General features: G+C 49.1%; 12 protein-coding genes. 5 read left to right on the top strand and 7 right to left on the bottom strand.

What is annotated here, in order from left to right; all coding sequences use genetic code 11:
- Window positions 1–161: 161 nt before the first annotated feature.
- From AC0WRU_RS02700 to AC0WRU_RS02680, 5 genes are all read left to right on the top strand, one after another.
- Entirely contained in the window at window positions 162–1208 is a 1047-nt protein-coding gene (locus tag AC0WRU_RS02700) for an ABC transporter substrate-binding protein (RefSeq protein WP_476127108.1), read from the top strand.
- 487 nt (window positions 1209–1695) lie between these two features.
- Window positions 1696–1989, top strand: coding sequence for an MTH1187 family thiamine-binding protein (locus tag AC0WRU_RS02695; RefSeq protein WP_134911458.1), 294 nt, complete (start codon window positions 1696–1698; stop codon window positions 1987–1989).
- On the top strand, window positions 1986–2762 hold the full coding sequence (locus AC0WRU_RS02690; RefSeq protein ID WP_476127107.1) for an ABC transporter permease: 777 nt from the start codon (window positions 1986–1988) through the stop codon (window positions 2760–2762). The genes AC0WRU_RS02695 and AC0WRU_RS02690 overlap by 4 nt, the downstream gene beginning before the upstream one ends.
- A 64-nt stretch (window positions 2763–2826) precedes the next feature.
- Window positions 2827–3783, top strand: coding sequence for an ABC transporter ATP-binding protein (locus AC0WRU_RS02685; protein ID WP_476127106.1), 957 nt, complete (start codon window positions 2827–2829; stop codon window positions 3781–3783).
- Window positions 3780–4628 carry a TatD family hydrolase gene (locus AC0WRU_RS02680; protein WP_476127105.1) on the top strand — a complete coding sequence of 283 codons (849 nt, stop codon included), beginning with the start codon at window positions 3780–3782 and terminating at the stop codon, window positions 4626–4628. The genes AC0WRU_RS02685 and AC0WRU_RS02680 overlap by 4 nt, the downstream gene beginning before the upstream one ends.
- Before the next feature lie 176 nt (window positions 4629–4804).
- On the opposite strand, the gene nfsA is transcribed toward AC0WRU_RS02680, so the two are convergent.
- The 7 genes from nfsA to AC0WRU_RS02645 form a co-directional block, all read right to left on the bottom strand.
- The gene (gene nfsA / locus AC0WRU_RS02675) at window positions 4805–5548 is read right to left on the bottom strand and encodes an oxygen-insensitive NADPH nitroreductase (protein WP_476127104.1); all 744 of its coding nucleotides are present in this window, start codon (window positions 5546–5548) and stop codon (window positions 4805–4807) included.
- Between the two features lie 416 nt (window positions 5549–5964).
- The gene (locus tag AC0WRU_RS02670; protein WP_476127103.1) at window positions 5965–6837 is read right to left on the bottom strand and encodes a DNA-binding protein; all 873 of its coding nucleotides are present in this window, start codon (window positions 6835–6837) and stop codon (window positions 5965–5967) included.
- 254 nt (window positions 6838–7091) lie between these two features.
- Window positions 7092–7607, bottom strand: coding sequence for a hypothetical protein (locus AC0WRU_RS02665; RefSeq protein WP_476127102.1), 516 nt, complete (start codon window positions 7605–7607; stop codon window positions 7092–7094).
- Window positions 7608–8145: 538 nt separating this feature from the next.
- Complete coding sequence (locus tag AC0WRU_RS02660) at window positions 8146–10602, bottom strand: heavy metal translocating P-type ATPase (protein ID WP_476127101.1); 2457 nt, start codon at window positions 10600–10602, stop codon at window positions 8146–8148.
- A 113-nt stretch (window positions 10603–10715) separates the two neighbouring features.
- Complete coding sequence (locus tag AC0WRU_RS02655; RefSeq protein WP_025683234.1) at window positions 10716–10916, bottom strand: copper ion binding protein; 201 nt, start codon at window positions 10914–10916, stop codon at window positions 10716–10718.
- A gap of 58 nt (window positions 10917–10974) precedes the next feature.
- A complete protein-coding gene (locus AC0WRU_RS02650) occupies window positions 10975–11325 on the bottom strand; it encodes a metal-sensitive transcriptional regulator (protein WP_476127100.1) in 351 nt (116 codons plus the stop codon).
- A 115-nt stretch (window positions 11326–11440) separates the two neighbouring features.
- The gene (locus AC0WRU_RS02645) at window positions 11441–12670 is read right to left on the bottom strand and encodes a multidrug effflux MFS transporter (protein ID WP_476127099.1); all 1230 of its coding nucleotides are present in this window, start codon (window positions 12668–12670) and stop codon (window positions 11441–11443) included.
- Window positions 12671–12699: the final 29 nt, after the last annotated feature.

Genomic DNA, 12699 nt, shown 5'->3' with positions numbered 1-12699 from the left:
GTATATACAAGCGCAAGCGTCCCGGAACATCGGGGCGCTTTTTTTGTTGAAGATGATGTTGTTGGAACAGATAGCGTCTGGCAGAGGTTATTTTTGTGAAATGGGAAACATAAGCTGTCTGATCCGACGGATTACGGGTAATAAAAGGAGAGAACACAACAATGAAGCGCATGAAAATGTTAAGCCTGGGGCTGATCAGTCTGTGGCTCATGGCCCTGACTCTGACCGCATGCGGCGGAAGCTCCCCCTCTGCACCGCAAGGCGCGGCTCCTGCCGCCGACACCCAAGCGACCTCCCCGACCAAGGGACTCAAGGATGTTAAAGTCGTGCTCGACTGGACGCCAAATACGAATCATACGGGCCTCTATGTCGCCAAGGACAAAGGATTTTACGAAAAAGCAGGCTTGAATGTACAGATCGTTCAGCCCGGTTCGGGCGGAGCCGATCAAATGGTTGCTTCCAATGCTGTACCTTTTGGTATCAGCTATCAGGAGGGCGTCACACAGGCTCGTACGCAAGGGGTACCGCTCGTATCCATCGCTGCGGTCATTCAGCATAATACATCAGGCTTCGCAGCCCCGGTTGACCGCGGGATTAAGAGCCCGAAGGATTTTGAAGGTAAAACCTACGGCGGCTGGGGTTCGCCCGTAGAAGAAGCGGTCATGAAATCCATCATGGACGCAGACAAAGGTGATGTAAGCAAGGTGAAGATCATCAACATGGGCAATGCCGATTATTTTACAGCCGTCAAGCGGGATATCGACTTTGCCTGGATTTTCTACGCATGGACCGGGATTGAAGCCCAACTACGGGGTGAGCCACTGGATATGCTGTATGTAAAAGATTATTCCAAAAGCCTGGATTACTATACACCTGTCATCGTGAGCAACGAACAGACCATTAAAAATGATCCCGAGCTGGTCAAGGCCTTTATGGACGCAACCGCCCAAGGCTATGAATATACCATCGCTCACCCGGAAGAAGCCGCAGATATCTTGACCAAAGCGGTTCCGGAACTGGATAAAAAGCTGGTACTCGCCAGCCAAAAATGGCTAAGCCCGCGTTATCAGGACGATGCCACCCAATGGGGCGTACAAAAAGCGGAGGTATGGAAAAACTACTCCGACTGGATGTACGAGCGCAAACTGCTCAGCAAACCCTTGGAAGTCGATAAAGCCTTTACAAACGACTTCCTGCCCAAGCGTTGATCATTTTGTTAATACGCTAAATTACCAACTAAATAAAGTCGAACTAGGGACGTGCACCAAGCGCCACTACGCGGACGGATGGTGCTCCCCATCGCTGTTGTACCCAGACTTCTTTTATAAATATCCAGAGGTGAAATCCGGGCAAGGTGATGCTTCCGAAGCGCGCCCACTTCGTTCTCGTTCCACTTGGTTTGTTTTTTAGTTTCGTCTTATTCTAAGCGCTAAGTAGGTGCGCTTGTGTGTAAAAAATGCCACACAAACCACTTTAAAAATAAGGTGCTTTTAAGGCGGTTGGCAGCGTAGCGTTTCATTTGAATCTGGAGAAGCGCAGCGTTCGCCTTTGCCGTGGGATTCTTACCTTTTAAATTATTCAAAGAATCCCACGGCAACAGCGATCGTAAGATCAAATGAAACGCGGAGCGGTCTCAACCACCTTAAACCAATTTATTTTCCTATAACTTAAACAATAAAGGACAGGTGAATTCACATGGCTAACACACTGCTCAGTATTCAAGTGATTCCTAAAACCCCAAATAACGAGGACTCTTATGCATATGTAGATAAGGCGATTGAAGTTATTCAGCGCTCTGGTGTCAAACATCAGGTGAACCCATTGGACACAACCATGGAAGGTGAGCTGGATGAGCTGCTGAAAGTGGTTAAGGACATGCACGAGGCACTGACAGAAGCGGGCAGTCCAAGTGTCATTTCACAGATCAAAATCGCACATAACCCGCAGGGTATCAGCATGGATAAGCTGACCGAGAAATATCGCCCATGAACCCGAAAGGCAAAAACGCATCCTGGTGGAAAAGCGTATGGCCGCCCCTTGTGGCGGTCCTCTTCTTTTTAGCGGCCTGGCAGGGAGCGGTTTCCTATTTACATGTTGAATCCTGGCTACTGCCAGCTCCGTCCCTGATCGTGCATGAAGGAATGGCCCAGTCGATGCTGCTTGGCGCCCATACTTGGGCTACCGTTCGCTTAACGCTGGCGGGATTTGCTATCGGTACAGCGACAGGACTATTGATTGCTATCGTTCTTCATACCATCCCTTTTCTCAAATCGGCTCTGTATCCGCTGCTCATTCTTAGTCAAAACATTCCGATCATCGCTCTCGGTCCGTTGCTGATGGTGTGGTTTGGTTTTGGCGTGTTGCCCAAGCTGATGGTGATTACACTGGTCTGCTTTTTCCCCGTGGCTGTAGCGGCCATGGACGGGCTGACACGGACGGACCGCACGATGATGAGCTATATGCGCATGTCGGGCGCAGGCCGCATGGCTATTTTTATGAAGCTGGAGTTACCACATTCCCTGCCACAAGTATTTTCGGGCATCAAGATTGCTGCCACCTACAGCGTGATGGGCGCAATCATTGCTGAATGGATCGGAGCCAGTGAAGGAATTGGATATTATATGAATCTGCAAAAATCGGCCTACCGCACGGATCTGATTTTTGCCGCCATTGGCATCATTGTTACACTCAGTTTGCTAATGTTCGTAGCTATTCTACTGCTGGAAAAATGGCTGGTACGCTGGAAACCCGATCAGGAATAGCTTCCAAATGATATGACCAGAATACGCTGGAAGCGCAGGATACCAAAGAAAGGACGTGGTGCGTATGAGTCTGCATCCGGCTGACTTATCACCGCAAAATATGGCTGATAAACAACAAGTCCAAGGGATCGGGAAGCCGCAGGAGCGTTCCTCCACTCCTCCAGCTCTGGAACTGGACGGCATCAGCCTGGCCTTCCGTGAAAAGCGAAGCTTGCTACCCGTATTGCAGGATGTATCCCTGACCGTCAAACCCGGGGAATTCGTCTCCCTGATCGGTCCATCCGGCAGCGGCAAAAGTACGCTGTTTCACATCATCGGCGGGCTGCTTAAGCCCCAGCAAGGACACATCCGTATGCACGGACAGGACGTGACCGGTGAGCGTGGGCATATCAGCTATATGCCACAGCAGCCCGCGCTTTTTCCGTGGCGTACCACGCTGGACAATGTGCTGCTCGGGCAGGAAAACGGGCCGCGTAAAGATACAGCGGCGCAGCCCCGGCACGTCAGCGAACGCGAACGCCGTGAGGATGCCCTGCAATGGCTGGAGCAGGTCGGGCTTGGCCCATTCGCAAAGGCGTATCCGCATACGCTCTCTGGCGGCATGCAGCAGCGGGCGGCTTTCCTGCGCGCGCTACTCAGTCCGCAAGAGCTGATGCTGCTGGATGAGCCGTTCAGCGCGCTGGATGCGCTGACGCGTGGAGACATGCAGCAATGGCTCCTGCGGATGTGGGAAAAGAACCGCCGCTCCGTGCTGTTCATTACCCACAGCATTGAGGAAGCGTTGCTGCTCTCCGACCGCATCTACGTACTGTCGGCACGACCCGCTTCGGTGATACATGTCGTAGACGTTCCCTTCCCCCGTCCTCGCAGGGAAGAAATCACCCTCGACCCGCGCTTTATCGAATGGAAGCGAAAAATGACAGGCTGGATGCGCGAGGAAAAGCACAGACTGGAAGGCGACACGGGCAACCCTGAAGGCGTCCGTGAGGATGCTTCAGGTGACGAGGTAAAGCCGTTATGAATGACTTGAAGAACATGAAACTGGACGTGAGAACACCATCGGCAGCACCCGCGCCGCTCATCGACGCGCATATTCATGTGGATAGCTATCCGCCTGAGCAGCAGGAGCTATTGCTCGCTTCGCTTGCTGATAGCAGCGTCGAAGCCGTCATAGCCGTGTCCATGCATCTTGCCTCCAGCCAGGCCAATTTGCGCTTGTCTGAGCGTTTTCCCGGGCTGGTACGACCCGCCTTTGGCTTTCATCCCGAACAGCCTCTTCCATCGCAAGCTGAGCTTGATCTGTTGTTCGACTGGATGGACAAGCATGTAGAGCATATGGTTGCCCTAGGCGAAGTCGGCTTGCCCTACTATAATCGGCTGGAAGCCTTGGAGAGAGGCGTTTCCTTCGACCTTGCTCCTTACATAGAACTGCTGGAACGTTTTGTCCGATTTGCGCGGAAGCATAACATGCCGATTGTGCTGCATGCTGTTTACGAGGACGCGGACATTGCCTGCGACTTACTGGAACGCCACGGCGTCACGCAAGCGCATTTCCATTGGTTTAAAGGCTCTGCCGCCACGACTGAACGCATGGCCCGTAACGGCTATTATGTCTCCTTCACACCGGATCTCTTGTATGAGGACGAAATCCGAAGTTTGGCAACACGGTATCCATCCGGTCAGGTGATGGCAGAAACGGACGGCCCTTGGCCCTTTGAAGGGCCTTTTGCCGAACAACAGACCCATCCACGCATGACCGCCGAAGTCATTCGCGCGTATAGCAAGCTGACAGGGCAAGATGAAACTGCCGTTCGGCAATTATTTTATGACAATACGAAACGCTTTTACGCACTGTCTGCTTTCTAAAGCCATATCAGCTATTTCCTGAAAAGATATACAAGCCAGCTTACAACAAAAGCAAAGAACCTCCTATTACGCGGACTTCATCATGCGCAAAAAGGAGGTTCTTTGTATTTTTCAAACATACCTACGGCTTCTGCCATTAATATGTTGCTGCGTTATTTTTATCGCCTACCCGACCTTTATTGCTTCAAAAATCCCTTTTGCTCCAAAAAAGACTTCATCTGCAAACGTGCAGGCTCGGTCAGTCTTGCTGCCATCTGCTCTGACCATGGGGTAGACCGCTGACCAGCTGTGCGTTCCTTCAAATATTCAGCCGATGTGTGATCATACAGATCCACAGCTTTCATCGTCTGATTTTTGTCGTAGCCGTTCATATGCAAAACACCGGACAGTGGAAGACGTGGACGTAAGCTCCCTTCCTGATCCGGTACACCAATACACATACCGAACACCGGATATACCAGCTCAGGCAATCCCAACAGCTCAGATACCTCGGCTATTTTCGTACGGATACCCCCGATGTAGACAATGCCCAAACCGAGCGATTCGGCGGCTACCGCTGCATTCTGTGCAGCTAACGCGGCATCAATGGTCGCAACCGTATAATTTTCGACGGAACCTTCATAGGAAGGCTGACCCGGCTGATGGTGAACTGTGACCTGCTTCAAGCGGTACAAATCTGCACACCATACCAGAAACACCGGGCATTGCTCTACGTAAGCCTGACCACCCGCCAGTTCAGCCAGCTTTGTTTTCAAAGAAGGCTCTGTAACGGCAATGACGGTATAAGCCTGTACATTGCTGGACGAGGAAGCCATCTGGCCTGCTGTCACAATAGCTGCGAGCTGCTCGTCGGTAACGGCATCTGACTTGAATTTTCGTACAGACCGGTGATTCATCAACAAGGAAATCGTATCATTCATGACTGCTTCACTCCTAATCCATAATATAAGCTCTTTATCTGCGTCAAGCTGTAGGCATACGAAGAAATTCTTGCATGCTTGCATGGCACTCCTACAAATATTATGAAACCTTAGCGTATGATAAGCAACTATAAGCCATTTAGCTAGGAAGGATTCTATGAAAAAGGGCTGAACATAACAAAAAAGCAAGCACGCAGGAGGTTAATCCTTGCGTACTTGCTAAGAAACAGTATGTTCTTTCTACAATTCATTCAGTCGTTTCGTACAAGCGCAGAAAATAAAAGAGACAAGTGTTCACTCCACACCGATGGTTCTTATTTACCGCTATCACATATTAATTCCAACCGTGATTAGAAGGTGAAAAAATTGTAATTGATCCTGTATTGCCGTTGGTAAAGCCACTTAGGGGTACAATACTAACGAGAGCGAATATCACCATCACAGATACTAATGCCTTCTTCATGCTTCAACAGCTCCTTAAAAAGGTTTTGATACTGCTCTATTTGCTCATTTGAAGCATACTGCCGATAAACTTCAAATAGTACAACAAACTTTTTGAAATCTGCATCATTAATCATATTATATGATGTTAAAAACAGTAAAATAACCTGTGCAGAATCTTGATATCTTTGATGTTTGGTATAGTAAATAGCCCGATGATACAAGAATCTGAAATAGTGAGTTCTATTTGTAGCGTCTTCGAGATTTCCAAAATCCTCAATTTTTTCCGAGAATCTTTCAAGTAGATCATCTACATCAACCGAATGAAGCGAAGCAGTCTCCATGATCGTGACGAGTCCGGGTAATAACTCTTCCGGGTTATCCTCTAAAAATTGAACATACTCAGGCAGCACGCTCAATTTTCCAGACAGCAAATCATTGGTATACAGATTTGCTTTAGCAAAAAATTTGAATCGCTCGACTTCTTCCCAGCCGATTTTGTCCAACCCCGAAAACCAGCCCAATTCCGAATACTTCAAAATGTATACTCTGGACTGATCGTAGAAACCGAGTTTTTGAAGAGCCGTTCCCTTGGCCAAATAGCTGAACCCGTAATAGAATACTAAAGGCCTCTCTGCACTAAAAAGACAGGGAATTTTTTGTAAACGCGCTTGTTGCTCTTCTTTATACATTTTTTCAGCCAAGCTGTGCAGATAATCAGATATGGTTGATATATCTTCCCAGGCATGTTGCGAGAATCTCAAATGTAGTAATTCTACACATTTATCTAACCTGTGGTGATCCGTTAATAAATAAGTAGCATCTTTCCCTTCTAAAACTTCTTCCATCCTACTTCCTCCCATTGTTTTATTCGCGTGCTATGGAGTATGTACGCCAAGATGTAAGTTCCAGAAATTAAAGTCATCTATTGCAAATATATACACAATTTCACCCGTGGTCAATTTATTTTTTACATAAATACAGGAATTATTTGATATGATTTAGGTTTGTTCAAACTACAAAATGAACCAACCCTAAGAAACAACACAAAGGAAGCTCCAGACCTTCATCCGTCTGGAGCTCTCTTTGTGTTGTTCAGCTATTAGAGGTCGCCAGGATCTGAACCGGCAATTCCATCGAATTCCGCATTAACGTCATTATTGGCACCACGCCATTGAAGGGTGTAGCTTCCTGAACGCAAACCATCTGAGAAACCTTTAGTAGTACTTTTCCAAACAAGTGGTTGACCACGGTAAATTGTTGTAGATCCGTCGATATATACTTTACCTGACTCATTGTGCGTTAAACTTACCTTGACTGGAGTGCTGGCATTATTTTTCAGAGTAATTTTAACATGCCCATAGCCTTTAGGAATCTCAAAGGCGCTTTGGACAGTTGCTCCTCCTTGAACTCTACTGCCGAAAGAATTTCCGATTTTTTGTGGAGTTACTACATGGTCACTAGTAGTTGTTGTACCAGCATCTTGAGTCGCCGTAGTGGATGTATTCGCAGAATCAGTTACAGCATTTGAATCCGCAAAGATCGCACTGGGCACGGCAATAGCTCCTCCTAACAAACCTAAAGATAAGGCTGACGCAATTAAATGTTTTTTCTTCATTGATTATTCCTCCTTATATTTGTATAAAACTACCATCTCATCATACCAAAAGATTCCATGTATTGTAGCGTTTCGACAAAAAATAGTGCTAAAGAAGTAATATTATTCTTTAAATCCATATTAATCCTAAAATTAAACGTTCGGATTTACTCTAAAATCTGTCCAAATCTCCCAGACTCATTTCACTCGTTTTACGCCGAAAATCCGAATGATCCCCCTTATTAAGTTTTTCAAAAAAAAGCGCACTAAAGATTATGACCTAACAAGCAAGTGAGCCACGATTTCTTTCGGGTGCTCGTTCAGTCGATTCATAAATTCGTGACATGGAGACGAATTTGATAAAATGTCTTGAAAATACGTTGTTAATGACATCACTTTTGAGCCACTTCCAGACGCCCTCCATGACTTGTCTATCGTCGATATCCCCTGGACTTGTTATTAATTCAATACTCTCTAAAATGGAAGTCTTGCCCACATTATTTTTCACTACTACAAGATTGAACTTAAAAAGGGTTGCCCTAAGGACAACCCTTGATATCTACAGTTTCACCCGTTGGAGACGCAGTGCATTCAGCACCACCGAGACGGAGCTAAATGCCATGGCCGCTCCCGCCAGCCACGGGGCAAGGAAGCCCAATGCTGCAATCGGGATGCCAATCACGTTATAACCTAACGCCCAAAACAGATTTTGCCGTATATTCGTCATCGTGCGGCGGCTCATTTCGATCGCATCGGGAATGCTGTTCAGATTACCGCGCATGAGCGTGATATCCGCAGCCTCCATCGCCACATCCGTACCTGTGCCCATTGCCATCCCGATATTAGCGGTAGCCAGCGCGGGTGCATCATTAATGCCATCCCCGACCATAGCTACGATCAGACCCTGCTCCTGAAGCCGTTTTACTTCTTCCGCCTTGCCCTCTGGCAGCACCTCAGCCAGCACCCGATCAATTCCAGCCTCGGCAGCAACAGCCCGCGCGGTCCGTTCATTGTCACCCGTAATCATGATGACCTCAATGTTCATTGCACGCAGACGGGCAACTGCCTCCCGTGACGTTTCCTTAATCGTATCCGCCACGGCTACCAGTCCAGCATAGGAACCGTCCACCGCAATCAGCATTGCTGTTTTGCCCGCGTTCTCCAGCTCATGCATATGCTGCTCGGCCGATTCGCCAACCGTGATGCCCTCACGACTCATCAACCGACGTGTACCTGCCAGCACTTGCTTGCTTTCCACATAAGCCTTCACGCCATAGCCCGGAATATTTTCAAAATCCGTCGGCTCCACTAGCTCAATGCCGCGATCCGCAATGCCCCTTACAATGGCTTCCGCCAGTGGATGCTCCGAGCTTTTTTCCGCCGCAGCCAACAACCGCAGCAAATCCGTTTCGCCCAAGCTCCCTTCTCCGACCACAACATCCGTCAGCTCAGGCTTGCCGTTCGTGACCGTGCCCGTTTTATCCAGTACCACGGCATTGACCGAACGAGTCATCTCCAGATGCTCGCCGCCCTTGAACAGAATGCCGTATTCAGCGGCGCGTCCCGATCCCGCCATGATAGACGTTGGCGTAGCCAATCCGAGCGCACAAGGGCAAGCAATGACAAGCACCGCAATCATTTTCTCCAGGGAGCCTGCAAAATCAGCCGGAGTCACAAGGAAAAACCAGACGATAAAGGCCAATGCAGCTATAGCTACAACGATTGGAACAAAAATTCCTGATATTTGGTCAGCAATCCGCTGAATCGGTGCCTTGGAATTTTGCGCATCTTCCACGACCTTAATAATACGTGCTAACGCCGTATCTCCACCGACACGCTCAGCCTGAATACGAAGCACACCGTTTTTATTGAGTGTGGCTCCTGTGACCGCAGAGCCTGCCTCTTTTTCCACCGGAAGGCTTTCGCCACTCAGCATGGATTCATCCACCGCCGAGCGTCCGTCCACCACCACACCGTCTACAGGGATTTTCTCGCCGGGACGTACAATAAAGATGTCCTTCACGCGAACCTGCTCAATCGGTATATCAAGCTCTTGCCCATCACGTACTACACGCGCTGTCGTCGCCTGAAGACTCATGAGACTCTTGATCGCCTCGGACGAACGGCCCTTGGCTACTGCCTCGAACCATTTGCCTACGAGAATAAGCGTAATCAGAACCGCGCTTGTCTCATAGTACAGTTCAGGCATTTTCATAACAGCCATACCGCCCATGCCATCCATCACGGTCGACGGGCGCAAGGTGAGATACAAGCTGTAAAAATAAGCCGAAGACGTGCCCAGAGCAACCAGTACATCCATATTGGAGCCGCCGTTGCGCAACGCCTTGTATGCTCCTACGTAAAACTGCCAACCAATCACAAACTGTATCGGCGTAGCCAGTGCGAACTGGAACCAAGGGTTCAAAAACAAGCTCGGTATATACATCCATGAGGTAAATGAAAAATGAGTGACCATCGCCCATAACAGCGGAAGTGACAGTACCGCAGATACGATCCACTTCCATTTTTTACGACTCAAATCCTTGCTGCGCACGTCTGCGATGTTATCCTCGGCACTCTGCGGGATGGCTCCATAGCCAAGCTGCTCAATCTTGCTCACCAGATCACCGACCGCAATACTTCCCGCCGCATATTCCACATGCGCTGTTTCCATCGCCAAATTCACCGTAGCGCCCGTCACACCCGGCATCCGGTTCAGACCCTTTTCAATCCGGGTCGCGCAGGCTGCGCATGTCATGCCCGTCACATTCAGATTGGCTTCCTCACTCACGGTTCCAAAACCAAGCGAAGCAATTTTATCGCGAAAATCCGGAGTGTCGGTCTGCTTCGGATCATACGATATCGACGCCTGCTCCAGAGCCAGATTCACATTAGCCTGCGCCACGCCGTCTATTCGATTCAATCCCTTTTCAATACGGCTGGCACAGGCAGCACAGGACATCCCCGTAATATGAAGCGTTATCTGCTTGTCACCGTCGGTCACACGGTTTTCCATGGTTACTCTCCTCCTAGATACCCCCATGGGGTATATTCATGTTCAAAAGAAAAAGCCTCTTCATGGAAGCTTTTCCTTTAAAACAAATTTTTTACGCGTTACATATCCTTAACTTAAACGACGTCGTAGCCTTGGTCCTCGATTGCAGTTTTCAGAGCTTCCACGTTCAGCTTGGACTCATCGTATTCTACAGCCACTTGTTTCGCTTCAAGACTGACCTTACCGGAAGCGCCGACTTTCTCCAAAGCTCCTTCTACTGCTTTCACGCAATGATTGCAGCTCATGCCCTCTACGTTCAACGTTACTTGTGCCATTTGTATTTCCTCCTCTGGGGTACTTTATGTACCCGATTTATGTGTATGGGTATTGCTCTTAACGGATCAGCTTCTTGACCGTAACCAGCAGCTCGTCGATCACTTCTGGCTCTCCGGCCTGCATGCGCTCAATAACACAGCTTTTCATATGCCCTTCCAGCAGCAGCTTGCCGACACCATTCAGGGCGGACTGGACAGCCGCAATCTGGTTCAGCACATCGTCACAGTAGGTATCCTTCTCGATCAAGCCCTTGATTCCTCGAACCTGACCTTCAATACGGTTCAATCGGGATGTAAGACTGTTCTTGAATTCTGCCGAGTGATGACTTTTTCTAACGGTCTTTTCCCCTTCTGCTCCGCAATGAGCCTCATGGACTTCAGCGTTGGAAACAGATTGCTCTTCAGCCATACATCAGCCTCCTGTGTTGTATTATGCATTCATGCATTGTTTATATACTCCTAGCATAATATACCCCCGTGGGGTATGTCAAGCTTCCAGAAAAAAGTCAACTGTTCGCCTTATTTCAAGCTTTCGCGCGCGCTTTCTTGGCAAGTACCATAAAGCTTAATAACGCACCAACTTCCGCTATAGCGATGACGATAGCCATTGGTATAGGCGTTGTTCCACTGCCCAGACCCACCAGCGGTGAAGCGATAGAGCCCAGCAACAGAGGCAGCAAGCCGAGCATGGCAGACGCACTGCCTGCGGAGCGCTGCTGGCTTTGCATCGCGAGTGAGGTGGTGGTTGTACTCACGATCCCGACACAGGATACAATAAAGAACAGCGGAACTAGAACAGCAAATAGTTGACCCCCGGTAAGGGCCACCGTAAGCAGGCTAATTCCCGCTACAGCCGCAATCAACAACCCCGACAAGAGCAACTGCTGTTCGCTGAAACGGCCGACAAGCCTCCCGGTCAATTGGGAAAATAGTACAATCCCCAAACCATTCACCGCGAAAATAATACTGTATGTCTGAGGTGAAACCCCGAAAATATCCTGAAGCACGAACGGCGAGCCAGCGATGTACGCAAACATGGCTCCTGTAATGAGCGCCTGCGAGAAGGCGTATCCCATAAAGCGCCGATCTGTAAATAAATGACCGAGTGTACGAAGCGTCTGCTTCAAACCACCCGCTGAACGGCGGCTGACAGGCAGCGTCTCCGGCAGGCCTAACACGACGGCAATTAACATAGCCACCCCGACTACGCAAAGCACCATGAACACACCACGCCAGGATACAAAATTCAAAAGCACACCGCCCAGCACAGGAGCAGCAATCGGAGCCACACCGTTCACCAGCATGAGCAGCGAAAAGAAGCGCGTCAGCTCTTTGCCCGAATATAGATCACGCGCAACGGCTCTGGAGATGACGATCCCCGCAGACCCGGTAAGACCCTGAATAAAGCGCAGCCCGATAAGCACGCCGATATTCGGCGCAAACACACATAACAGCGAAGCAGCGGCGTACAGGACAAGCGATACGACCAGCGGCCCTCTACGTCCTCTTACATCACTCAGCGGACCCGCAACGATCTGCCCGACTGCCAGACCCAACAGACAGGCGGTCAGACTGAGTTGCGCCAGCGAAGTCGTTGTATGCAAATTGTCGGCTAATGTAGGCAATGACGGCAAATACATATCTATGGACAAGGGTCCGAAAGCGCTCAACGCTCCCAGAACAAAGGCAATCCATAAAATCCGGGATTTGGTCATATCTGCGGCAACCACTACCGTATTGGAAAACCGATTCATAATAACAATCATCCTTTTCTGAAAATATG

The sequence above is a fragment of the Paenibacillus sp. 1-8 genome, assembly GCF_056316205.1.
The sequence above is the reverse complement of the archived record's forward strand: the minus strand, read 5'-3'. Positions and strand labels throughout refer to the sequence as shown.

What these genes read in the sequence shown, in the direction of transcription:
- AC0WRU_RS02700 (WP_476127108.1), top strand. Translation starts at nt 162, where the DNA reads ATGAAGCGCATGAAAATGTTAAGCCTGGGGCTGATCAGTCTGTGGCTC.
- AC0WRU_RS02695 (WP_134911458.1), top strand. Translation starts at nt 1,696, where the DNA reads ATGGCTAACACACTGCTCAGTATTCAAGTGATTCCTAAAACCCCAAAT.
- AC0WRU_RS02690 (WP_476127107.1), top strand. Translation starts at nt 1,986, where the DNA reads ATGAACCCGAAAGGCAAAAACGCATCCTGGTGGAAAAGCGTATGGCCG.
- AC0WRU_RS02685 (WP_476127106.1), top strand. Translation starts at nt 2,827, where the DNA reads ATGAGTCTGCATCCGGCTGACTTATCACCGCAAAATATGGCTGATAAA.
- AC0WRU_RS02680 (WP_476127105.1), top strand. Translation starts at nt 3,780, where the DNA reads ATGAATGACTTGAAGAACATGAAACTGGACGTGAGAACACCATCGGCA.
- nfsA (WP_476127104.1), bottom strand. Translation starts at nt 5,548, where the DNA reads ATGAATGATACGATTTCCTTGTTGATGAATCACCGGTCTGTACGAAAA.
- AC0WRU_RS02670 (WP_476127103.1), bottom strand. Translation starts at nt 6,837, where the DNA reads ATGGAAGAAGTTTTAGAAGGGAAAGATGCTACTTATTTATTAACGGAT.
- AC0WRU_RS02665 (WP_476127102.1), bottom strand. Translation starts at nt 7,607, where the DNA reads ATGAAGAAAAAACATTTAATTGCGTCAGCCTTATCTTTAGGTTTGTTA.
- AC0WRU_RS02660 (WP_476127101.1), bottom strand. Translation starts at nt 10,602, where the DNA reads ATGGAAAACCGTGTGACCGACGGTGACAAGCAGATAACGCTTCATATT.
- AC0WRU_RS02655 (WP_025683234.1), bottom strand. Translation starts at nt 10,916, where the DNA reads ATGGCACAAGTAACGTTGAACGTAGAGGGCATGAGCTGCAATCATTGC.
- AC0WRU_RS02650 (WP_476127100.1), bottom strand. Translation starts at nt 11,325, where the DNA reads ATGGCTGAAGAGCAATCTGTTTCCAACGCTGAAGTCCATGAGGCTCAT.
- AC0WRU_RS02645 (WP_476127099.1), bottom strand. Translation starts at nt 12,670, where the DNA reads ATGAATCGGTTTTCCAATACGGTAGTGGTTGCCGCAGATATGACCAAA.